The organism is Pseudomonas sp. AC193 (assembly GCF_979258075.1).
Genome location: NZ_OZ409832.1, coordinates 3,388,798 through 3,412,108 on the forward strand (window position 1 = coordinate 3,388,798; position 23,311 = coordinate 3,412,108).

The 23,311-nt window shown below is 59.0% G+C and carries 16 protein-coding genes and 1 pseudogene; 10 read left to right on the forward strand and 7 right to left on the reverse strand.

The genetic code is table 11. The features are described 5' to 3' along the window. Positions 1-12 precede the first annotated feature (12 nt). The 4 genes from acnD to ACZZ0D_RS15185 form a co-directional block, all read right to left on the reverse strand. Entirely contained in the window at positions 13-2,607 is a 2,595-nt protein-coding gene (gene acnD, locus ACZZ0D_RS15170; RefSeq protein ID WP_463553686.1) for a Fe/S-dependent 2-methylisocitrate dehydratase AcnD, read from the reverse strand. 206 nt (positions 2,608-2,813) lie between these two features. Further along, entirely contained in the window at positions 2,814-3,941 is a 1,128-nt protein-coding gene (gene prpC, locus ACZZ0D_RS15175) for a bifunctional 2-methylcitrate synthase/citrate synthase (RefSeq protein WP_053116868.1), read from the reverse strand. Positions 3,942-4,060: 119 nt separating this feature from the next. Next, a complete protein-coding gene (gene prpB / locus ACZZ0D_RS15180) occupies positions 4,061-4,951 on the reverse strand; it encodes a methylisocitrate lyase (RefSeq protein WP_007916432.1) in 891 nt (296 codons plus the stop codon). Beyond that, entirely contained in the window at positions 4,948-5,670 is a 723-nt protein-coding gene (locus tag ACZZ0D_RS15185) for a GntR family transcriptional regulator (protein ID WP_463554812.1), read from the reverse strand. Before ACZZ0D_RS15185 ends, prpB begins: the two co-directional genes overlap by 4 nt. Before the next feature lie 347 nt (positions 5,671-6,017). On the opposite strand from ACZZ0D_RS15185, the gene rloA reads away from it, so the two are divergent. From rloA to pabB, 4 genes and pseudogenes are all read left to right on the forward strand, one after another. Beyond that, positions 6,018-6,554, forward strand: coding sequence for a retropepsin-like aspartic peptidase RloA (gene rloA / locus ACZZ0D_RS15190; RefSeq protein WP_463553687.1), 537 nt, complete (start codon positions 6,018-6,020; stop codon positions 6,552-6,554). A 5-nt stretch (positions 6,555-6,559) separates the two neighbouring features. Beyond that, positions 6,560-8,095, forward strand: a pseudogene (gene rloB, locus ACZZ0D_RS15195) (osmotic stress tolerance membrane protein RloB). Then, on the forward strand, positions 8,095-9,081 hold the full coding sequence (locus ACZZ0D_RS15200) for an alpha-L-glutamate ligase-like protein (protein WP_053116864.1): 987 nt from the start codon (positions 8,095-8,097) through the stop codon (positions 9,079-9,081). The pseudogene rloB and the gene ACZZ0D_RS15200 overlap by 1 nt, the downstream one beginning before the upstream one ends. A gap of 213 nt (positions 9,082-9,294) precedes the next feature. Continuing rightward, entirely contained in the window at positions 9,295-10,638 is a 1,344-nt protein-coding gene (gene pabB / locus ACZZ0D_RS15205; RefSeq protein WP_463553688.1) for an aminodeoxychorismate synthase component I, read from the forward strand. A gap of 87 nt (positions 10,639-10,725) precedes the next feature. On the opposite strand, the gene thrH is transcribed toward pabB, so the two are convergent. Then, positions 10,726-11,343: a bifunctional phosphoserine phosphatase/homoserine phosphotransferase ThrH gene (gene thrH / locus ACZZ0D_RS15210; protein ID WP_095047760.1), complete on the reverse strand. Its 618-nt coding sequence runs from the start codon at positions 11,341-11,343 to the stop codon at positions 10,726-10,728. A gap of 164 nt (positions 11,344-11,507) precedes the next feature. Here thrH and ACZZ0D_RS15215 point away from each other — a divergent pair, with 164 nt between their 5' ends. The 3 genes from ACZZ0D_RS15215 (at position 11,508) to ACZZ0D_RS15225 (ending at position 15,143) form a co-directional block, all read left to right on the forward strand. Further along, positions 11,508-12,242, forward strand: coding sequence for a phosphoadenylyl-sulfate reductase (locus ACZZ0D_RS15215; RefSeq protein WP_463553689.1), 735 nt, complete (start codon positions 11,508-11,510; stop codon positions 12,240-12,242). A 578-nt stretch (positions 12,243-12,820) separates the two neighbouring features. After that, the gene (locus ACZZ0D_RS15220; protein WP_463553690.1) at positions 12,821-14,359 is read left to right on the forward strand and encodes an NCS1 family nucleobase:cation symporter-1; all 1,539 of its coding nucleotides are present in this window, start codon (positions 12,821-12,823) and stop codon (positions 14,357-14,359) included. A gap of 55 nt (positions 14,360-14,414) precedes the next feature. After that, positions 14,415-15,143, forward strand: a complete 729-nt coding sequence (locus ACZZ0D_RS15225; protein WP_159815281.1) for an aspartate/glutamate racemase family protein — start codon at positions 14,415-14,417, stop codon at positions 15,141-15,143. 104 nt (positions 15,144-15,247) lie between these two features. On the opposite strand, the gene ACZZ0D_RS15230 is transcribed toward ACZZ0D_RS15225, so the two are convergent. Next, positions 15,248-16,174 (reverse strand): LysR family transcriptional regulator, encoded by a 927-nt coding sequence (locus ACZZ0D_RS15230; RefSeq protein WP_463553691.1) that lies wholly within the window; start codon positions 16,172-16,174, stop codon positions 15,248-15,250. Between the two features lie 127 nt (positions 16,175-16,301). Between ACZZ0D_RS15230 and ACZZ0D_RS15235 the strand changes: the two genes are divergently transcribed. Continuing rightward, entirely contained in the window at positions 16,302-16,988 is a 687-nt protein-coding gene (locus ACZZ0D_RS15235; protein ID WP_463553692.1) for a 3-oxoacyl-ACP reductase family protein, read from the forward strand. A gap of 134 nt (positions 16,989-17,122) precedes the next feature. Here ACZZ0D_RS15235 and ACZZ0D_RS15240 read toward each other — a convergent pair whose 3' ends face one another. Continuing rightward, positions 17,123-17,818: an HAD-IA family hydrolase gene (locus tag ACZZ0D_RS15240; protein WP_463553693.1), complete on the reverse strand. Its 696-nt coding sequence runs from the start codon at positions 17,816-17,818 to the stop codon at positions 17,123-17,125. A 243-nt stretch (positions 17,819-18,061) separates the two neighbouring features. Here ACZZ0D_RS15240 and ACZZ0D_RS15245 point away from each other — a divergent pair, with 243 nt between their 5' ends. Both ACZZ0D_RS15245 and ACZZ0D_RS15250 read left to right on the forward strand, forming a co-directional pair. Beyond that, on the forward strand, positions 18,062-22,840 hold the full coding sequence (locus tag ACZZ0D_RS15245; protein ID WP_463553694.1) for an RHS repeat-associated core domain-containing protein: 4,779 nt from the start codon (positions 18,062-18,064) through the stop codon (positions 22,838-22,840). Continuing rightward, entirely contained in the window at positions 22,837-23,271 is a 435-nt protein-coding gene (locus tag ACZZ0D_RS15250) for a DUF6896 domain-containing protein (protein WP_463553695.1), read from the forward strand. Before ACZZ0D_RS15245 ends, ACZZ0D_RS15250 begins: the two co-directional genes overlap by 4 nt. Positions 23,272-23,311: the final 40 nt, after the last annotated feature.

Here is a 23,311-nt window from a genome sequence, read left to right on the forward strand (position 1 = left end):
GCATCAGTAGATTTAAACGGCAACCGCCGACTCTTCAAGGAAGTCCTGAGCGAAGCGTTGCAACACGCCGCCGGCCTCGTAGATCGACACTTCTTCAGCGGTATCCAGACGGCAAGTCACCGGCACATCAACGCGCTCGCCGTTCTTGCGATGGATCACCAGCGTCAGATCCGCACGCGGTTTGCGCTCGCCGATCACGTCGTAGGTTTCGCTGCCGTCGATGGCCAAGGTGTGACGGTCGGTGCCTGCTTTGAACTCCAGCGGCAGCACGCCCATGCCCACCAGGTTAGTGCGGTGAATGCGTTCGAAACCTTCAGCGGCAATCGCCTCGACACCGGCCAGACGCACGCCTTTCGCCGCCCAGTCGCGGGACGAACCCTGACCGTAATCGGCGCCGGCGATGATGATCAGTGGCTGTTTGCGCTCCATGTAAGTTTCGATGGCTTCCCACATGCGCATGACCTTGCCTTCCGGCTCGACACGCGCCAGCGAACCCTGTTTGACCTTGCCATTTTCCACGACCATTTCGTTGAACAGTTTCGGGTTGGCGAAGGTCGCGCGCTGTGCGGTCAAGTGGTCGCCACGGTGCGTTGCGTAGGAGTTGAAGTCCTCTTCCGGCAGGCCCATTTTCGCCAGGTATTCGCCAGCGGCGCTGTCGAGCATGATCGCGTTCGATGGCGACAGGTGATCGGTGGTGATGTTGTCGGGCAGCACCGCCAGCGGGCGCATGCCCTTCAGCGGACGCGCGCCGGCCAGCGCGCCTTCCCAGTACGGCGGACGGCGAATGTAGGTACTCATCTCGCGCCAGTCGTACAGCGGCGTGACTTTCGGGCCGGTGTCTTCGTGGACGGCGAACATCGGAATATAGACCTGACGGAATTGCTCAGGCTTGACCGAAGACTTCACCACGGCGTCGATTTCTTCGTCGCTTGGCCAGATGTCTTTCAGGCGGATTTCCTTGCCGTCGACCACGCCCAACACATCTTTTTCGATGTCGAAACGGATGGTGCCGGCGATGGCGTAAGCCACCACCAGCGGCGGCGACGCGAGGAACGCTTGCTTGGCGTACGGGTGGATGCGGCCGTCGAAGTTGCGGTTGCCCGAGAGCACCGCAGTCGCATACAGATCGCGGTCGATGATCTCTTGCTGGATCACTGGATCGAGCGCGCCGGACATGCCATTGCACGTGGTGCAGGCGAAGGCGACGACGCCGAAACCGAGCTGCTCCAGTTCAGTGGTCAGCCCTGCTTCGTCGAGATACAGCGCAACGGTTTTCGAACCCGGGGCCAGCGAAGATTTCACCCACGGTTTGCGGGTCAGGCCGAGCTTGTTGGCGTTGCGCGCGAGCAGACCCGCAGCGATGACGTTGCGCGGGTTGCTGGTGTTGGTGCAGCTGGTGATGGCGGCGATGATCACCGCGCCGTCAGGCATTTGCCCGGGCACTTCTTCCCACTGACCGGAGATGCCTTTGGCCGCCAGATCCGAGGTCGCGACGCGAGCGTGCGGGTTGCTCGGGCCGGCCATGTTGCGCACCACCGAAGACAGATCGAAAGTCAAACCGCGCTCGTATTGCGCGCCTTTCAGGCTGTCTGCCCACAGGCCGGTCAGCTTGGCGTATTGCTCGACGAGCTGCACTTGCTGGTCTTCGCGGCCGGTGAGTTTCAGGTAATCGATGGTCTGCTGATCGATGTAAAACATCGCTGCCGTGGCGCCGTATTCCGGGGCCATGTTGGAGATGGTTGCACGGTCGCCGAGGGTCAGCGCAGCGGCGCCTTCGCCGAAGAACTCCAGCCACGCGCCGACGACTTTCTGTTTGCGCAGGTATTCGGTCAGCGCCAGCACCATGTCGGTGGCGGTGATGCCCGGTTGCAGCTTGCCGGTCAGTTCAACACCGACGCTTTCCGGCAGACGCATCCACGAGGCGCGGCCGAGCATCACGCTCTCGGCTTCTAGCCCGCCAACGCCGATGGCGATCACGCCCAACGCATCAACGTGCGGCGTGTGGCTGTCGGTGCCAACGCAAGTGTCGGGGAACGCCACGCCTTCACGCACCTGGATCACCGGAGACATTTTCTCCAGGTTGATCTGGTGCATGATGCCGTTGCCCGGCGGGATCACATCAACGTTCTTGAAAGCCTTTTTCGTCCAGTTGATGAAGTGGAAACGGTCTTCGTTACGACGGTCTTCGATGGCGCGGTTTTTCTCGAACGCCTGGGCATCGAAACCACCGGCCTCGACGGCCAGCGAGTGGTCGACAATCAGTTGCGTCGGCACCACCGGATTGACCTGCGCCGGGTCGCCACCTTGCAACGCGATCGCGTCGCGCAGACCAGCGAGGTCGACCAGCGCGGTCTGGCCGAGAATGTCGTGGCAGACCACACGCGCCGGAAACCACGGGAAGTCGAGGTCGCGTTTGCGTTCGATCAGTTGCTTGAGGGAATCGGTGAGCGTGGCCGGGTCGCAGCGACGCACCAGGTTTTCCGCCAGCACGCGGGAGGTGTACGGCAGGGTGTCGTAACTGCCGGGCTGAATCGCTTCGACCGCCGCGCGGGCGTCGAAATAATCCAAAGGGCTGCCGGGCAGGGTTTTGCGGAATTCTGTGTTCATCGGGTCAGGACTCGGGTCACGGTGGTTGCAAAGGGTGGGCGCGACACCGGCAATGAATTCAACTCGGTCAACTGTGGGAGGGGGCTTGCTCCCGAATGCGGAATGTCACTCAACGAATGTGTCGACTGATACACCGCTTTCGCGAGCAAGCCCGCTCCCACATGGGTTTCCGGTTTATCCAGTTACCTGTGTGGCAGCGTCACCATTCAGCGACGTTCGATTGGCACGAACTTGCGCTGTTCGACGCCGATGTACTCGGCGCTTGGGCGGATGATGCGGTTGTTGGCGCGTTGTTCGAAGACGTGCGCAGCCCAGCCGGTCAGGCGCGAGCAGACGAAGATTGGCGTGAACAGCTTGGTCGGAATGCCCATGAAGTGGTACGCCGAGGCATGGTAGAAATCGGCGTTCGGGAAGAGTTTTTTCTGTTCCCACATGGTCTTGTCGATCGCTTCGGAAACCGGGAACAACACCTTGTCACCGACTTCATCAGCCAGCTGTTTCGCCCAGCCTTTGATCACTTCGTTGCGCGGGTCGCTGTCCTTATAGATCGCATGGCCGAAGCCCATGATCTTGTCTTTGCGTTCGAGCATGCCGAGGGTGCCTTTGATCGCGTCTTCCGGCGACGAGAAGCGCTCGATCATTTCCATCGCCGCTTCGTTGGCGCCACCGTGCAACGGGCCGCGCAGCGAACCGATGGCGGCGGTCACGCAGGAATACAGATCGGACAGCGTCGAGGCGCAAACGCGGGCGGTGAAGGTCGAGGCGTTGAATTCGTGCTCGGCGTAAAGGATCAGCGAGACGTTCATGACTTTGACGTGCAGTTCGCTCGGCTTTTTGTCGTGCAGCAGGTGCAGGAAGTGGCCGCCGATGGTTGGCTCGCTGCTCACGCAGTTGATGCGCTTGCCGTCGTGGCTGAAGCGATACCAGTAGCACATGATCGCCGGGAATGCGGCGAGCAAACGGTCGGTCTTGTCGCGCTGCTCGGAGAAATCTTTCTCCGGCTCGATATTGCCGAGGAACGAGCAACCGGTGCGCATCACGTCCATCGGGTGGGCGTCGGCGGGGATGCGTTCGAGCACTTCCTTCAGCGCTTGCGGCAGGTCGCGCAGCTTGCTCAGCTTGCCTTGGTATTCGTCGAGTTGCGCCTGGGTCGGCAGCTCGCCGTAGAGCAGCAGGTAGGCGACTTCTTCAAATTGCGCATCGGCTGCCAGTTCGCGCACGTCGTAACCGCGATAGGTCAGCCCGGCACCGGCCTGGCCCACGGTGGACAGTGCGGTTTGCCCGGCAACCTGGCCACGGAGCCCGGCGCCACTGAGTACTTTTGCTTCGGCCATTTCTATCTCCAATCTTGAATTTGTTAGGGAGTGTGGCGAAAAGATCGCAGCCTCGTTGCACTCGTCAGCTCCTACAGGGATCTATGTAGGAGCTGCCGCAGGCTGCGATCTTTTGATCTTCATTTTTTCGCAGCAAACAACGCATCGAGCTTCTGCTCGAACGTGTGGTAATCAATACGATCGTAAAGCTCCATGCGAGTCTGCATGGTGTCGATGACATTCTGCTGCGTGCCATCGCGGCGGATCGCGGTGTAGACGTTTTCCGCAGCCTTGTTCATCGCGCGGAACGCCGACAGCGGATACAGCACCAACGACACATCGGCGCCGGCCAGTTGCTCGGTGGTGTACAGCGGCGTCGAGCCGAACTCGGTGATGTTGGCCAGGATCGGCGCTTTCACACGGTTGGCGAACAGCTTGTACATCTCCAGTTCAGTGATGGCTTCCGGGAAGATCATGTCAGCGCCAGCCTCGATGCACGCGGCGGCGCGATCGAGTGCCGATTCCAGACCTTCCACCGCCAGCGCATCGGTACGCGCCATGATCACAAAGCTGTCATCGGTACGGGCATCGACGGCGGCTTTGATGCGGTCGACCATTTCCTGCTGGCTGACGATCTCTTTATTCGGACGGTGGCCACAGCGCTTAGCGCCCACCTGATCTTCGATATGAATCGCCGCCGCGCCGAACTTGATCATCGACTTCACCGTGCGCGCGACGTTGAACGCCGACGAGCCGAAACCGGTGTCGACATCGACCAACAGCGGCAGATCGCAAACGTCGGTGATGCGGCGCACGTCGGTCAGCACGTCATCCAGACCGGTGATGCCCAGATCCGGCACGCCGAGCGAGCCTGCGGCCACCCCGCCACCGGACAGGTAGATCGCTTTGAAACCGGCGCGCTTGGCCAGCAGCGCGTGGTTGGCGTTGATCGCGCCGACCACTTGCAATGGATGCTCGCTGGCGACCGCATCGCGGAAACGCTGGCCTGGAGTGCTGTGCTTGGAACTCATGACTCACCTCGTTCAGTGGCTGTCTTATTGTGGGCGCCGTCCTGGTAATGACGGGCGATGTTGCGTTTCGAGGCGCCGATGTGGCGGCGCATCAACAATTCCGCGAGCTCGCCGTCACGGTCGGCGATGGCATCGAGAATCCGGTGGTGTTCGGCAAAGGCCTGGCGTGGGCGGTTCGGCGTCGTGGAAAACTGGATGCGGTACATGCGCACCAGTTGATACAGCTCGCCGCAGAGCATTTGAGTCAGCGTGCGGTTGCCGCTGCCCTGGATGATCCGGTAGTGAAAGTCGAAATCGCCTTCCTGCTGGTAGTAGCCGACGCCGGCCTGAAACGCGGCGTCGCGCTCGTGGGTTTCCAGCACCCGGCGCAGTTCGTCGATTTCTTCGACGCTCATGCGTTCGGCCGCCAGACGGCAGGCCATGCCTTCGAGGGATTCGCGGATTTCGTAGAGTTCGATCAGCTCGGCATGATTGAGCGAGACCACGCGCGCGCCGACATGCGGGACGCGCACCAACAGGCGCTGGCCTTCGAGACGGTGAATCGCCTCACGTAACGGTTCACGGCTGATGCCGTACGTGCGCGCCAGTTCCGGCTCGGAGATTTTGCTGCCCGGGGCGATCTCGCCTTTGACGATGGCCGCCTGAATACGCCGGAAGACGTTTTCCGAGAGCGTCTCGGAATCGTCACCGTTGATGACCGGGGGATCGAGTTGATCCAGCATGATTGTCGACACCTTTAAATCCAATGCGGCAAAAACTAGCTAATTCAGCCGAATCAGTCAAAGGATAAATGGGTATTGTCGACAATCGTCTAATAACCTTAAAAGATCGCAGCCTTCGGCAGCTCCTACAGGGATCAGTGTAGGAGCTGCCGCAGGCTGCGATCTTTGGATCTTGTATAGACCGCCCCCAGCGCTGGCGCCATAAAACCACCGTGCTAGAATGCCGCCCGCATTTGCTGGCCATTTGTACGGCTTGTCATAAAAAGCTGCCAGGCACACGCAGGCGCTTGCGCAAGTCTTGCCAGGCACCTGAACCGACCACGGAACGCTGCGCACCAGGATTTATGAGACTCAAGCCTTTTCCCACATTCTTTGCCCTGTTTTGCCTGCCCGGCCTCGCCGCCGCGGGGGAAAAAACCGTGTACGGCCTCAACGAATACGCTTCGCTTGACGGCATCAATCTCGAAGTCGCGGCCAAACTCGACACCGGCGCGAAAACCGCCTCGCTGAGTGCCCGCGACATCAAACGCTTTAAACGCAACGGTGAGTCCTGGGTACGTTTCTACCTGGCGATCGACGCGGCGCATTCGCACCCGATCGAACGGCCACTGGCCCGCGTCAGCAAAATCAAACGCCGCGCCGGCGACTACGACCCGGAAGAAGGCGAGAAGTACACCGCCCGTCCGGTAATCGAGCTCGATATCTGCATGGGCACGGCGATGCGCAGCATCGAAGTGAACCTGACCGACCGAAGTGCGTTCCAATACCCGCTTTTGATCGGCTCCGAAGCGTTGAAACGCTTCGACGCGCTGGTCGACCCCAGTCTTAAATACGCTGCCGGCAAACCCGCCTGCACCATCGCCGCTCATACCGCCGAGTAATTTCCATGCGTTCTCTAACCTTCCACCTGAAAATCCTGATCACCATTTTGGTGTTACTGGGCGTTTCGGTTACGGCCTATCAGATTTTCGTGCTCGGCATCCCGGTGACCGAAGATGCGACCGACGACTTGTGGAACATCGACGCCAAAGTCGAGTTCGTCGCCAGCACCAAGGATCCGGTAAAGATCCAGATGTTCGTGCCGCCGCTGAGCCGCGATTACGTCAGCCTCAATGAAAGTTTTATTTCCAATAACTACGGCGTCGCCGTGAACCGTGTCGACGGTAACCGCAAGGTCACCTGGTCGGCACGTCGCGCCAAGGGCAACCAGACTCTTTATTACCGTTTGGTGCTGACCAAGCGTTACACCGCGGAAAAATCCAAGGTCAAAGGCCCGACCTTCCGCGACAGCATCGCCATCGAAGGCCCGGAAAAAATCGCTGCCGAGGCCCTGCTCGCGCCGATCCGCCAACACTCGGCCGATGTTGAAACCTTCATCGGCGAAGCGATCAAACGCGTCAACAACCTCAACGACGACAACGTGAAACTGCTGCTGGCCGGCGATCCGTCGACTGCGCACAAAGCCAAAATCGTCGAACTGCTGCTGTCCATCGCCCACGTACCGGTGGAAAAAGTCCACACGATCCGCCTCGTCGCTGATCAACCGCAAATGCCCGAACTGTGGCTGCGCAGCTTCAACGGCAACGATTGGCTGTATTTCAACCCGGAAACCGGCGAGCAAGGCCTGCCGACCGACCGCCTGCTGTGGTGAACCGGCGATGAAAACCTGATCACCGTCGACGGCGGCAAGAAAGCCAATGTGACCTTCAGCCTGAACAACAGCGAGATGAACGCGATTCGTCTGGCCAAGCTGACCGACGAAAACACCGACGCCAACTTCCTCGAATACTCGCTGTACGGCTTGCCGCTGCAGACCCAGCAGACTTTCATGATCATGGTGATGATCCCGATCGGCGTGCTGGTGATTCTGATCCTGCGCAACCTGATCGGCCTGCAGACCCTCGGCACGTTTACCCCGGTACTGATCGCCCTCGCCTTCCGCGAGACGCAACTGGGCTTCGGCATTCTGCTGTTTACCGTGATCACGGCGCTGGGCCTGTCATTACGTTCCTATCTGGAACACCTGAAGCTGCAAATGCTGCCGCGACTGTCGGTGGTGCTGACCTTTGTCGTGGTGTTGATCGCGGCGATCAGTCTGTTCAGCCATAAACTCGGTCTGGAACGTGGTCTGTCGGTGGCGCTGTTCCCGATGGTGATTCTGACCATGACCATCGAACGTCTGTCGATTACGTGGGAAGAACGCGGCGCCAGCCATGCGATGAAAGTTGCGATCGGCACGCTGTTCGCGGCGTCCCTGGCGCACCTGATCATGACCGTGCCTGAGCTGGTTTACTTCGTGTTCACCTTCCCGGCGATCCTGCTGATTCTGGTCGGCTTCATGCTGGCGATGGGTCGTTATCGCGGCTACCGCCTGACCGAACTGGTGCGCTTCAAGGCTTTCCTGAAGAAGGCTGACGCCTGATGTTCGGTTTCTGGAAGACCTGGAAGGCGCTGGAAGCGCGCGGCATCATGGGCATCAATCGGCGTAACGCTGACTACGTGCTCAAGTACAACAAGCGCAGCCTGTACCCGATCGTCGATGACAAGATCATCACCAAGGAACGCGCAATCGAGGCCGGCATTCACGTGCCGGAATTGTATGGCGTGATTTCCACCGAGAAGGAAATCGACAAGCTCGGCGAGATCATCGGCGGGCGCAGCGATTTCGTGATCAAGCCCGCTCAGGGCGCGGGCGGTGACGGTATCATCGTCGTCGCCGACCGTTTCGAGGGCCGCTATCGCACGGTCTCGGGCAAGATTGTTGACCACGAAGAGCTTGAGCATCATATCTCGAGCATTCTCACCGGTTTGTACTCGCTGGGTGGCCACCGCGACCGTGCGCTGATCGAATACCGCGTGACCCCGGATCAGATCTTCAAAAGCATCAGTTATGAAGGCGTGCCGGATATTCGCATCATCGTGTTGATGGGTTATCCGGTGATGGCGATGTTGCGTTTGCCGACCCGGCAATCCGGCGGCAAGGCCAACCTGCACCAGGGCGCGATTGGCGTCGGTGTCGATCTGGCGACTGGTCTGACCCTGCGCGGCACCTGGCTGAACAACATCATCACCAAACACCCCGACACCACCAACGCGGTGGACGGCGTGCAACTGCCCTACTGGGACGGCTTCATGAAACTCGCGGCGGGCTGTTATGAGCTGTGCGGGCTGGGGTATATCGGGGTGGATATGGTGCTGGATCAGGAGAAAGGCCCGCTGATTCTCGAGCTGAATGCGCGGCCCGGGTTGAATATTCAGATCGCTAACGACTGTGGGCTGACGTTGCGTACCCATGCGGTTGAGGCGCGGCTGGAAGAGCTGAAGGCGCGTGGGGTGGTCGAGACGGCTGAAGAGCGAGTGGCGTTTACTCAGGAAATGTTTGGGCATATTCCTGCTGTGGAAGGTTGATCCGAAACCGAGTCGCTGCCTTCGCGAGCAAGCCCGCTCCCACTTTGGAATGCATTTCCCTGTGGGAGCGGGCTTGCTCGCGAAGGCGAATTTCCTTTCAACACAAGACCTGACCCTGCCGCCAATCCGCCAATCCCCGACATCCCCTCTAGGAGCAATTCCCGCAGAGGACTACAATCCCCACCCCGCCTCAACGGCCGATCTGCCCCGCCCATGTTGACCTGTTCCGTACACCCGCTGCCCTACCGTGCCAATCCCGCCGACTATTTCGCGGCCATCCGCCACGCGCCCGGCGCCGTGCTGCTCGACAGCGGCCGGCCGAGTGCCGACCGCGGTCGTTATGACCTGCTCAGCGCCTGGCCGCTGGAACAACTGGCCGTATTGCCGGACGAGAGCGGCAGTCATTTCCTCCAGCGGTTGCGCGACAATTTGCAGCACTTGGGCGAGGCGGATTTACCGGCGGGTTTCGAGTTGCCATTCGCCGGCGGCTTGATCGGTTACCTCAGCTACGACTTCGGCCGGCATCTGGAAAACCTGCCAAGCCAGGCCCGCGATGATCTGCAATTGCCTGACGCACGTTTCGGCCTGTACGACTGGGCGCTGATCAGCGATCACCAGACGTCAACCAGCCAATTGGTCTTTCACCCGTCCGTGATCGACAGCGAGCAACAGCGGCTGATTTTGTTGTTCACGCAGCCAGTCGTTAGTGCTTTAACCCCGTTCAAGCTCAACAACCCGATGGCCGCTGACCTCTCGGCCGACGATTACCGTCAGGCCTTCGAACGCATTCAACATTACATCCAGGCCGGCGATTGCTATCAGGTCAACTTCGCTCAACGCTTCCGCGCGGAGTGCCAAGGCGATCCGTGGCTGGCCTATTGCGCATTGCGCGAAGCCTGCCCGACACCGTTCTCCGGTTTCCAGAGCCTGCCTGACGGTGGCGCGGTGTTGAGCCTGTCGCCCGAGCGCTTCGTCAAAGTCAGCCAGCGCCAAGTGGAAACCCGGCCAATCAAAGGCACCCGCCCCCGAGGCCTGACCCCAGCCGAAGATGCCGCCAACGCCGCCGAACTGCTGGCCAGCCCCAAGGATCGCGCGGAAAACCTGATGATCGTTGACCTGCTGCGCAACGACCTCGGCCGCACTTGCCGCATTGGTTCGGTGCGGGTACCGGAGTTATTCAGTCTGGAAAGCTATCCGAACGTGCATCACTTGGTCAGCAGCGTCACCGGCGAACTGGCGGACGACCGCGACGCACTGGATTTGATCGCCGGCAGCTTCCCCGGCGGCTCAATCACCGGCGCACCGAAGATTCGTGCGATGCAGATCATTGATGAGCTGGAGCCGACCCGGCGCGGGTTGTATTGCGGTTCGTTGCTATACCTGGACGTGCGCGGCGAGATGGACAGCTCCATCGCGATTCGCAGTCTGTTGGTCAAGGATGGGCAGGTGTGCTGCTGGGGCGGTGGCGGAATTGTTGCCGATTCGGACTGGCAGGCTGAGTATCAGGAGTCGATCACCAAAGTCAGAATCCTCCTCGAAACCCTGCAAAATCTTTAAAAGCTTCGCGAGCAAGCCCGCTCCCACACTTGGAATGCATTCCAAATGTGGGAGCGGGCTTGCTCGCGAAGGCGCCCTTCCAGACGACTACAAACTCAACTCTCTGTTAGAAGCCTTAAGGAATTCCTGCTTCAACTCAGCAAAGGTATGCACCGCCGGAAACTGCGGAAACTCGCGAATCACATTCTCCGGCGCATGGAACAAAATCCCCGCGTCCGCCTCACCCAGCATCGTCGTATCGTTATACGAATCCCCCGCCGCAATCACCCGGTAATACAGGCTCTTGAACGCCAGCACCGACTGGCGCTTCGGATCTTTCTGACGCAACTGATAGCTGGTCACCCGCCCGGTTTCGTCAGTAATCAGACGATGGCACAGCAACGTCGGGAAGCCCAACTGGCGCATCAGCGGCTGCGAGAACTCATAAAACGTGTCCGACAGAATCACCACTTGAAAGCGCTCGCGCAGCCAGTTGACGAACTCCACCGCGCCGTCCAGCGGCTTCAGCGTAGCGATCACTTCCTGAATGTCGGAGAGCTTCAAGCCGTGCTCGTCGAGGATGCGCAGACGCTGCTTCATCAGCACGTCGTAATCGGGAATGTCCCGGGTGGTGGCCTTGAGGGATTCGATTCCGGTTTTTTCAGCGAAGGCGATCCAGATTTCCGGCACCAACACCCCTTCAAGATCCAGGCAAGCAATTTCCACAAGACACTCCCGTTTGTATTGATTATTTGAGTCGAGCGAGGCCGAACTCTAGCGACTCAATTCCACTCGCGCAACGCACAGCGCGCCCCGAGCCGCGCAGCTTTTTGTTACCATCGGCCCCATATAGAGCGCCCAGCGCCACCGACCTGTAGGAAGCCGCCCTGATGAGTGCAACGTTCGACGTCGTGGAACTCGCCACGACCTATGCCAACAAATCCGCGCAAGACATTATCAAACTCGCCTTTGCCGAGTTCGGCGATGACCTGTGGATATCTTTCAGCGGCGCCGAGGATGTGGTGCTGGTGGACATGGCCTGGAAGCTCAACAAGAACGTCAAGGTGTTCAGCCTCGACACCGGCCGCCTGCACCCGGAGACCTACCGCTTCATCGATCAAGTGCGCGAGCACTACAAGATCGACATCGAACTGGTGTCGCCGGACTACACGAAACTGGAACCGTTCGTGAAGGAAAAAGGCCTGTTCAGTTTCTACAAGGACGGCCACGGCGAATGCTGCGGCATCCGCAAGATCGAACCGCTGCGCCGCAAACTGTCTAACGTCAAAGCCTGGGCCACCGGCCAGCGTCGCGACCAGAGCCCGGGCACGCGCAGTGCCGTGGCAGTGATGGAAATCGACACGGCGTTCTCCACGCCGGAACGCACCCTGTACAAGTTCAACCCGTTGGCGCAGATGACCAGCGAAGAGATCTGGGGTTACATCCGCATGCTCGAGCTGCCGTACAACAGCCTCCATGAACGCGGTTTCATCAGCATCGGCTGCGAACCGTGCACCCGCCCTGTCCTGCCAAATCAGCACGAGCGCGAAGGCCGCTGGTGGTGGGAAGAAGCGACGCAGAAAGAGTGTGGGCTGCATGCGGGGAATATCATCAGCAAGGCCTGATTCCCGAATCCAGCGATATTCCCCTGTGGGAGCGGGCTTGCTCGCGAAGGCGGTGTGCCAGTCAACTAATAGGTCGACTGATACGGCCCCTTCGCGAGCAAGCCCGCTCCCACATTGGTTTGTGCAGGCCTCAAAAAAATGTGTACACACGACTGTCACCATCGGTGCCATTTGTGTGTGCACTTTTTGTTTCCGCGCCCCGAAAGGTTACATCCCCTCCGAAATCCCCACGCTTTTGCTCCCCGCCCAAATCCCCCGCCGAAAATAAATACCTGTTCAAACGGTCAATTTTTAATCACCACATTTCAGTGACTTAGCGCTCATCGATAACTTTTCGAAATGAGCAACGCTGCCCATAGATCAGTAATTGGCACAAATCTGGCTTTAGTGCATACATGTTTTGTATACAAAACTGCAAAACATAAACACACTTTCGATCCGCAAGCCTGAAGCGCCCTATCCCGTACAGGCTGCAGATGCCCCGTAACCAGTGATGTTTCACTGCCACGACGAAGATTTGTCGAGCCTGACGGCTTAAGCACAGTCATCGCGGCGCTGAACATCAGGAGCCTGCCGGAATGCGTACAAGTCTCTCCAATAACATCGCGCTGAATCTGCCCGCCTCTGCCCTCGATCAACCGTCGTCCTACGACGGTCTGGCCGAACCGTTACAACTTAGCCCCCGCCTGCATAACAGCGACCTCGCGCCGACCAAGGCCGAAGGTCGACGCTGGGGCGAATACAGCATCTTCGCCCTGTGGACGAACGACGTGCACAACATCGCCAACTATTCCTTCGCCATCGGCTTGTACGCGTTGGGCCTGGGTGGCTGGCAGATTTTGCTGTCGCTAGGGATCGGCGCGGCGCTGGTGTACTTCTTCATGAACCTGTCCGGTTACATGGGGCAGAAAACCGGGATGCCGTTTCCGGTGATCAGCCGGATCAGTTTCGGCATTCACGGTGCGCAAATTCCTGCATTGATCCGGGCGGTTATCGCCATCGCCTGGTTCGGGATTCAGACGTATCTGGCGTCAGTAGTCCTACGAGTACTGCTCACGGCGGTGCATCCCGGTTTCGCCGAATACGACCACAACTCGATCCTCGGTCTGTCGACGCTGGGCTGGGCATCGTTCGTGGCGATCTGGTTCGTGCAACTGGCGATTCTCGCCTACGGCATGGAAATGGTGCGTCGCTACGAGGCGTTCGCCGGCCCGGTGATTTTGCTGACCGTCGCCGCCCTCGCCGCATGGATGTACTTCCAGGCCAACGCGACCATCGCCTGGTCGACCCGCGATCCGCTGACCGGTGGCGAGATGTGGCGCAACATTTTTGCCGGCGGCGCGTTGTGGCTGGCGATCTACGGCACGTTGATCCTCAATTTCTGCGACTTCGCCCGCTCTTCGCCATGCCGCAAGACCATCAAGGTAGGAAACTTCTGGGGTTTGCCGGTGAATATTCTGGTGTTCGCTGCGATTACCGTCCTGCTGTGTGGCGCGCAATTTCAGATCAATGGCCGAATCATCGAAAGCCCAACGGAAATCATCGCCTCGATTCCCAACACGTTCTTTCTGGTGCTGGGTTGCCTGGCGTTCCTGATCGTCACCGTGGCGGTGAACATCATGGCCAACTTCGTCGCCCCGGCTTTCGTGCTCAGTAACCTGGCGCCGAAGTACCTGACCTTCCGCCGCGCCGGGCTGATCAGCGCGACCATCGCCGTGCTGATCCTGCCGTGGAATCTCTACAACAGCCCGCTGGTGATCGTGTATTTCCTGTCCGGCCTCGGCGCCCTGCTCGGCCCGTTGTACGGGGTGATCATGGTCGACTACTGGCTGATCCGCAAAGGCCGGATCAACGTGCCGCAGCTCTACAGCGAAGACCCGAACGGCGCGTATTACTACAGCCGTGGCGTCAACCTGCGCGCCGTTGCCGCGTTCATTCCAGCGGCGCTGATCGCCATCGTGCTGGCGCTGGTGCCGGGCTTCCACAGCGTCTCGCCGTTCTCCTGGCTGATCGGTGCCGGCATCGCCGGAATGCTCTACCTGATCATCGCCAAACGCGAAGCGCACTACGCCGACGTCAGCGGCGAGTCGATCGCGGTCGACAACGTCTGCCATTAATTTCCCTCGCGGCCCGGATGTCGGGCCGCAGAACTGCCCGCTATAAGGATTTCCCATGCGTATTCTCGTGGTCAACGTCAACACCACCGAGTCCATCACCCAAGCCATCGCCCGCTCGGCGCAGGCCGTCGCGTCACCGGGTACCGAGATCGTTGGCTTGACGCCGTTTTTCGGCGCCGACTCGATTGAAGGCAACTTCGAAAGCTACCTCGCCGCGATTGCCGTGATGGATCGGGTGATGGCCTACGACCAGCCGTTCGACGCGGTGATTCAGGCCGGTTACGGCGAACATGGTCGCGAAGGTTTGCAGGAATTGCTTAACGTGCCGGTGGTGGACATCACCGACGCGGCGGCGAGCACTGCGATGTTTTTGGGCCACGCGTATTCGGTGGTGACGACGCTGGATCGCACCGTCCCGCTGATCGAGGATCGGCTGAAATTGTCGGGGCTGTGGGATCGTTGCGCTTCGGTGCGGGCCAGTGGTTTGGCGGTTCTGGAGCTGGAACACGAACCGCAGCGTGCGCTGGAAGCGATCGTGCATCAGGCCGAACTAGCGGTGACGCAGGATAAGGCCGAGGTGATTTGCCTGGGTTGCGGCGGAATGGCCGGGCTGGATGAGCAGATTCGTCGTCGTACCGGCGTGCCGGTGGTGGATGGCGTGACGGCGGCGGTGACAATTGCGGAATCACTGGTGCGGTTGGGGTTGTCGACGTCGAAGGTGCGGACTTATGCGACGCCGCGGCCGAAGAACATCATTGGCTGGCCGGGGCGGTTTGCCCGGTAGACCGCGTTATCGTTCATCGCGAGCAAGCTCACTCCTACAGGGGGCGCATTCCAATGTAGGAGTGAGCCTGCTCGCGATGGCCGCACCTCGGCCAGATGCCTTACTCATATAGCACTAAACCGCCGCACCAACCCCCGCTCCGCAAACTGCTCAATCAAAAAATCCACAAACGCCCGGGTCTTCCCCGGCAACAACTTATGCTCGGCGTAGTAAATGGAAATATTGCCATCATCGACAAACCACTCCGGCAACACCCGCTGCAACCTTCCCGACTCCAGATACCCCACCGCAAACGGCATGCTCACCAACGCGATCCCCAACCCTTGCGCCGCCGTTGCGCACGCGGCTTCGGAATCGCTCAGGGTCATGCGCGCCTTGAGCATCAATGGCCGACAGTTCTGCGGATCGCGCCCGGTCAACTGCCAGGAACGCACGCGTCCGGTTTGCGGCGAACGGATCAGAATCCCGTCGTGATGGCTGAGATCGTCCGGCTCGGTGATCTCGGGATTGGCCTGTAGATAATCGGCAGACGCCACCAAAATCCGGTGCGCCGGGCTCAACTTGCGCGCGATCACCCCTTGCGGCAGATCGAAGCCACCACCGATGGCTGCATCAAAGCCCTGCCCGATCAGATCAACCTGGCGATTATCGAAATGCCAGTCCGGACTGATCGCTGGATATCGCTGCAAAAACTCACCGAGCATCGGCACGATGTGCAAACAACCAAACGCGGCGCCCATGCTGACTTTCAGCGTTCCCGCCGGCAGCCCTTCGACACTGGACAGATTGGCCACGGCATTCTGAATGGTGGTCAGGCTGCCGCTGACCTGATTCAAAAACAGCTGCCCGGCCTCGGTCAGCGTCAGGCTGCGTGTACTACGCTGGAACAGCCGCACACCGAGCCGCACCTCAAGTTTGGCAACACTTTTGCCAACGGCCGCCGGGGTCAGACTCAAGCGCCGAGCAGCCTCGGCAAAGCTGCCAACCTCGGCACTGCGCACGAAGCATTCGATGCTGCTGAAGGTTTCCATGATCACCACTATAAACTTCTGGTTTACACAGACTATAGCAATCATGGTCTACACAGTTGTCGATACCAAGTCGATACTCGCCACCAATAGCAAGGCATTCCCGCCTTGAACACTCTGGAGATCGAACATGACCACTCAACACCTCAGCGGTAAAGTCGCTCTGATTCAAGGCGGTTCCCGCGGTATCGGCGCTGCCATCGTCAAACGTCTGGCCGCTGAAGGCGCTGCAGTAGCCTTCACTTACGTCAGCTCCATCGCCAAAGCCGAAGAGTTGCAAAACAGCATCACCGCCAACGGTGGCAAAGCCTTGGCGATCAAGGCCGACAGCGCCGACGCCGCCGCCATCCGCCACGCCGTTAGCGCCACTGTCGAAGCGTTTGGCCGCGTCGATATTCTGGTCAACAACGCCGGTGTGCTGGCGGTCGCACCGCTGGAAGACTTCAAACTGGAAGACTTCGACCAGACCGTGGCGATCAACATTCGCAGCGTGTTCATCGCTTCGCAAGAAGCCGCCAAACACATGGGCGAAGGTGCGCGCATCATCAACATCGGTAGCACCAATGCCGACCGCATGCCCTTCGCTGGCGGCGGTGTATATGCGATGAGCAAATCGGCGCTGGTCGGCCTGACCAAAGGCCTGGCCCGCGATCTCGGCCCACGCGGCATCACCGTCAACAACGTGCAACCCGGCCCGGTCGACACCGACATGAACCCCGCGCACGGCGACTTCGCCGAAAGCCTGATCCCGCTGATGGCCGTCGGCCGCTACGGTAAAGCCGAAGAAATCGCCAGCTTCGTCGCCTACTTGGCATGACCGGAAGCCGGTTACATCACTGGTGCCAGCCTGACCATCGACGGTGGTTTTGGCGCCTGATATTTCCAAGTCGCCGTAACGAAAAACGCCGCCGCTCTTTTCACAGAGCGACGGCGTTTTTTTGTCTCAAGCGTTTACGCCCATTCCAGCGCCGGTAAACCGCAAGCACTCGGGGTGAAGGCTTTCAACGTACGAAGAATCCCGTCCGCGTGTGCGTATTTTTCATCAGCCATGGCGGCGTCCGGAATAGCAATCGCGGTCATGCCGGCGGCTTTCGCAGCGGTCACGCCAAACGGCGAATCCTCGAACACCAGACAATCCTCAGGCGCGACGCCCAGACGTCGCGCTGCGGTGAGAAAGATATCCGGCGCCGGTTTCGCCGCGCCGACTTCCGGATCGTCGGCGGTAACAATGAAGTCGAACAGCGCAAACCATTCTTGGTGCAGCGTGGTTTTCTGACCAAACGACTGACGCGATGAACTGGTGCCCACCGCGATCGGAATGTTGTGCGCCTTGAGGTGCCGAATCAGCTCCTCAGCGCCCGGCATCGCCTGCGCTTTCGGGAAACGCTCACGCATCAACGGCTCGCGGATCTCCAGGAACTCTTCGGCGGTGATCGGCAGATCCAGCGCCTGCACCACGTAATTGGCCAGATCGTTGGCACCGCGACCGATGATGTTCTGTTTGACGCTCCAGTCGAAGGTGCGCCCGTAGCGCTGGGCAATCAGCGACGTGACCTCGGTGTAAATGCCTTCGGTGTCGAGCAACAAACCGTCCATATCGAAAATCACGGCCTTGATCGGGCCGAACGCCTTCAGCGGTGCATTCATCATCGGATCCGTTTTCAAAGACATCCCAGGCGGCATCGCGCCGCTGCTCGGATCTGATTAAAGGGTTCAGCAGCATAACGAGCGCGACAGACATTGAGCAACGGGCAATGTCTGTTGCGCCGATGAACTACTCGCGAATATTTAGCGAAACGTCCTACAGGCATCACCTACTTGGCCGACTTCTTTCCTTTCTGATCCCCCGCAAAGTCCGTGCTCCTCCTTGATGTGCGCGAGCGACTGCGAATGTTTCAACCCGATCGGCTACTGGCCCTGAACAACAGCATTGGCCTGCTGATAGTTGCCGCACTGAATCCGGATCACCCGGATTTCGAAACCCTGATCGGCGAATTTCGCCTGTGCCTAAATAACTACGAAGCCTGGGCCGAACAATACTGGACGGGCACAGCGCTGGATGTCGAGCAGGTGTTTACCGTCGGCAACGACGTACGCCTCAGCGCCCCGATCAAATCCCGCAAACCGATCAGCTCATCCGTAGTCATGTGCCCCGCCAGCGGATCTTTGACCCTGGTACACATGTTCGAAGCCGCCCGCTTCGTACCGATCGGCAACACCCCGGTGACGCTCGAACCGGTGATTGGCGACGTCGACGGTGTCCTGACCTTCGGCGAAGCGCTGCGCCATACGATCGGCCCGAGCGGGATATTGCAGGTGACCGATTGCGATCGGGGCCAGCGTTATCGCATCACCTTCTTTCCCGATGTTTCCACTGCGCATGTTCGTGAGTTGTATGACTCCTACGAAAGCATTCTCGGTGACCTCGAGCGCTGGTTGCGTGCCGAGTGGACAGGTTTTCAGCCGTTGTGGGCGGAGTTTTCCAACGCCGGATTTTCTGACCGTTACCGGCAGTTGCAACAGGCGGATTGGCGCGGTTTCGAGAAAGCGCTGAACGGTGTCTGGGATGACATCAAGCAACTGTTCGCCCTCCTCGCCGATCTGCAGGCCAACAGCGAAAAGCTCCTGGAATACCTCAGCGCCGCCGAGCTTGAAGCCCTGCTGCAAACCTCCAGCGACGCGATTGCCAATGCACTGCTGATGCTCAGCGATGAGCCGCTGATGTTCATTCATCTGGCCGCGTTCACCAGTTGGCTGAAGATGCTGCCGCCGCAGTATTTGGCCGAAGTCGTGGCTGAGGTGCGCGTCGAACTGTTGATCAGTTTCCTGCTGATGCGCGTGTCGGGTGGCGTCGGCGTGCCGCTGCGCTTGAGCAGCAAAGTGCTGGCAAAGATCAAATCGCCGCGAGCGCGGGAATGGCTGGCGGCCTCGGCGTTGCGCCTGGCTGAGCTGACCTCTGCGCCGGAGCTGACCCAACATGCGAGCACGCTGAGACCGTTGATGCTGAGTGCGCGTGAAGTGCAGTTGAAACCGACGCCGTCGATTCCGCTGAACATTCGGCAGGCAGATGAAGTGGTGTTGACGGTGCCAAACCCGGCGCCGATTGCACGGGACAAGGCACATGGCAATACGCGTATGGAGCGTCATGAGCCTCACGATGACGCTTCGGATCAGGCGAAAAATCCCAATGGGGACAGCGCTGATTGTGTACCGCGTACCTGCACCAACGGCTGTCCGGTGTCGATGGTCACGGGTGAGGAACTGCTGACGCTGACTGATGGCGTGCTTGATGGCGTGTTGCCGTTTGAATTCACCCGGTTGTATCGCACCAGTGCGGTGGAAATCGATGTCGGCCTGGGGTTTGGCTGGAGCCATTCGCTGGCGCATCGGCTGGAATTTGATGGCGACACGGTAGTTTGGGTCGATCACGAGAATAGGCGCACACGGTTTCCGCTGCCGAATGTTGAGCGGCCTTCTATTCACAACAGTTTGTCGCGGGCAGCAATTTTTCTCGGGGATGAACCGGAGGAATTGATCCTAGCGCTGGCTGGGGAAACGGCGCGGTTTTACCACTTTCTGGCTGGGCGTCTGACGTCGATCAGCGATGCCTATGGCAATCGACTGACGGTGCATCGCGATCGGTCTGACAGGGTTCAGCGACTGGATAACGGTGCAGGTCGCTCCTTATTGCTGCGTTACGACCGCGCGCAACTCATCGCGGTCGATTACCAAAGTTTGCAAAACGCTGAATGGGCGACGGAGCAAATCCTTGTTCGCTATTGCCACGACGCGCGTCAGCGCTTGTTGGCGGCAACCAATGCATTAGATGAAAGCGAGCGCTACGACTACGACGATGCGCACGTCATCCTGCAGCGACAGCTGACCGGTGGTGCGAGTTTTTTCTGGGAATGGGAACGGGCCGGCAAGGCTGCGCGCTGCGTGCGGCACTGGGCGTCGTTTTCGCAAATGGACACGCGTTATGTCTGGGATGACGACGGCAGTGTGGCGGTGCATTACGTCGATGGCACTGAAGAGGTTTACGTCCACGACGACCGTGCGCGTCTGGTGCGCAAGGTTGAGGCCGACGGTGGCGAACAGCTCAAGGCGTACGACGATCAGGGACGGTTGGTCGCTGAACAGGATGCGCTGGGTTCTATCACCGAGTACCGCTATGACGATGTCGGACGACTGATCGCGCTGATTCCTGCGGCGGATGCGCCAACGTCCTACGAGTATCGCAACGGTTTCCTGCATCGGCGTTCGCGTGGCGATGCGGTTTGGATTTATCGGCGCAATGCCGAGGGCGACATCACCGAGGCCGTCGATCCTGACGGACAGGTCACTCATTACTACTACAGCGTTCGTGGACAACTGGTTTCGATCCGGTATTCGGACACTAGTCGGCATTTGCTGGCCTGGAATGATCTTGGCCAACTGGTTGAAGAGACGTTGCCTGAGGGGGGCGTACGGCGCTTTTCCTACGATGCTTTGGGACGGCGGACGACCACGGTTGATCAACATGGCGCCGTTACCCGACAGCAGTGGGACGCCGTTGGCCGACTGGTTCAGACGACTTTTCCTACGGGTGCCACGCGCGCATACAGCTATGGCGCTTACGGGCAAGTCACCGCCGAGCGTGATGAGCTGGGGCATATCACCCGGTATGAATACGACGATGACCTGCATCTGGTCTCCCGTCGCATTAACCACGACGGCACGCGGGTTCAGTATCGCTACGACCATGCGCAACTGTTGCTCACGGAGATCGAAAACGAGTGGGGTGAGAAATATCGGCTGGACTACACGCCGACCGGATTAATCCGACAGGAAACGGGTTTCGATGGTGGGCGCACTGCTTACGTTTATGACCTCAACGGTCACCTGCTGGAAAAGACCGAGTTTGGCGATGACGACTCACGGTTAGTCACCGCTTATGAGCGCGATGGCGCCGGGCGTCTGCTGGTGAAAACCCTGCCGGATGGGGTGAAGGTCAGTTATCAGTACGACCCGTTAGGGCGCCTGACTAGCGTCGATGATGGCCAGAACCATCCGCTGGCCTTCGAATACGACCGCCAGGATCGGCTGATCACCGAGCATCAGGGCTGGGGCACTCTGCGCTATGCCTACGACGCCTGCGGTCAGCTGAAAAGCATGCGTTTGCCGGACAACAGCAAACTCGACTATCAACATGCCAAGGGTGGCGCCCTCGCCGGCATTGACCTCAACGGCGCCCCGCTCACCCGCCACGTCTATCAGTCCGGTCGCGAACAACGACGCGAGCAAGGCCTGCTGCTCAGCGAATACTCCTACGACGAACAGGGCCGACTGCTCGCCCATGCCGTAGGCCATAAACGCGATTCGATGTATCGCCGCGATTATGCCTACAGCGCCAACGGCAACCTTTCGTACATCGCCGACACTCGCCACGGCCAACGCACCTACGGCTACGACACCCTCGACCGTTTGATCCGCGTCCGCCACTCCCGCGACGAACTCCCGGAAACCTACGCCCACGACCCGGCTGGCAACCTGCTCATGCAGGATCGCCCCGGCCCGAGCCAAATCAAAGGCAACCGCCTGTTGATGCAGGGCGACCGCCATTACGACTACGACGCCTTCGGCAACCTGATCCGCGAACGTCGCGGCACAGCGCACAAACTCGTCACGGAATACCGTTACGACTGCCAGCACCGCCTGATTGGCCTGACTCGCCCTGACGGGAAAACCGCGTCTTACCAATACGACGCCTTCGGCCGGCGCATCAGCAAAACCGTCGACGGCGCCACCACCGAATTCTTCTGGCAAGGCGACAACCTCGTCGCCGAAAGCAGCGATACCGAATACCGCAGCTACGTCTACGAACCCGGCACCTTCCGTCCGTTAGCACTGCTCGACGGCAAAGGCCCGAAAAAAGCCTGCCCGTTTTATTACCAGAACGACCACCTCGGCACGCCGCTGGAACTGACCGATTACAGCGGGGAAATCGTCTGGTCGGCGCAGTACGACGCCTACGGGAAAGTCGTGGCGGTGACGTTGGCGGCTGAGGAGTATCTGGATCAGCCGCTGCGGTTTCAGGGGCAGTATTTCGATGCGGAGAGTGGGCTGCATTACAACCGACATCGGTATTACGACCCAAGATTGGGACGGTATCTGACGCCGGATCCGGTGAAGCTGGCGGGTGGGTTGAATCAGTACCAGTACACGCCGAATCCGATTGGGTGGGTGGATCCGTTGGGGTTGAACTCCAATTGTCCGCCGCCGAATAGGCCTGGGTGTGAGGTGCCGGGGGGGATTGGTGAGGCTAAGGTAGGCGAAGGCGACCCGCAATTACCAAGTTTGATCCATGGTGTTGACCCAAAACCATTGAAGCGTACACATGCAATCTCGGGAAAAGGATCAACTAAACGGGTCGAAGATTTAGGAAAAAAAATGCGAGCTGATGGATACGACAGTAGCTTTCCCATAGACGTAGCGGAATATCAAGGCACCCTTTATATTCTGGATGGACACCACCGTGCAGCAGCTGCAAGACAAACAGCAACGCCGATAACTATGCAATTGATCACCAACATCAGAGAACACAAGGGCACCCTTAACACTATCGAAGAAGTAATCGAATCTGCTGAAAATGTAGGGCACGACCGACTGGAGCATCACAGAAGAAGATGAAAAATACCGACACGTCGCTTGAAGAGCTAATTACCGACTTTCTTTCGAAAGTAGACTACGGCACGGAGCTATTACGTAAAAAATTTGGCACCCGCAATATTTTAAGACTTTGGCGGAGCAAACAAATCGAACGCTGTGGAGAAATAACAAATGGAGTTGAATACGAGCTCCACGGTATCGGATGCGCTATTCACTTCTCTTCGGAATCAGTGGATTTCGATTACGGATCAAATGATAGAATCGACGGCTTCGATGTGTGGCGGCTATACATTTACGCTAGTGATAGACCATTGAAATATAAAAAATACTGTGACCAAAAAATAGTTGAGAACGAATTTAACGAATACATCGCACTTGGTCGAATAGAGAAGATGTCAGCCTCGGACAATCTTTACATCCTCAGTAAATCTGAATCAACTGAGCACAGATAAAAATCTGTTCGTCAACGTCCATTCATCCTTCTACAAGCCC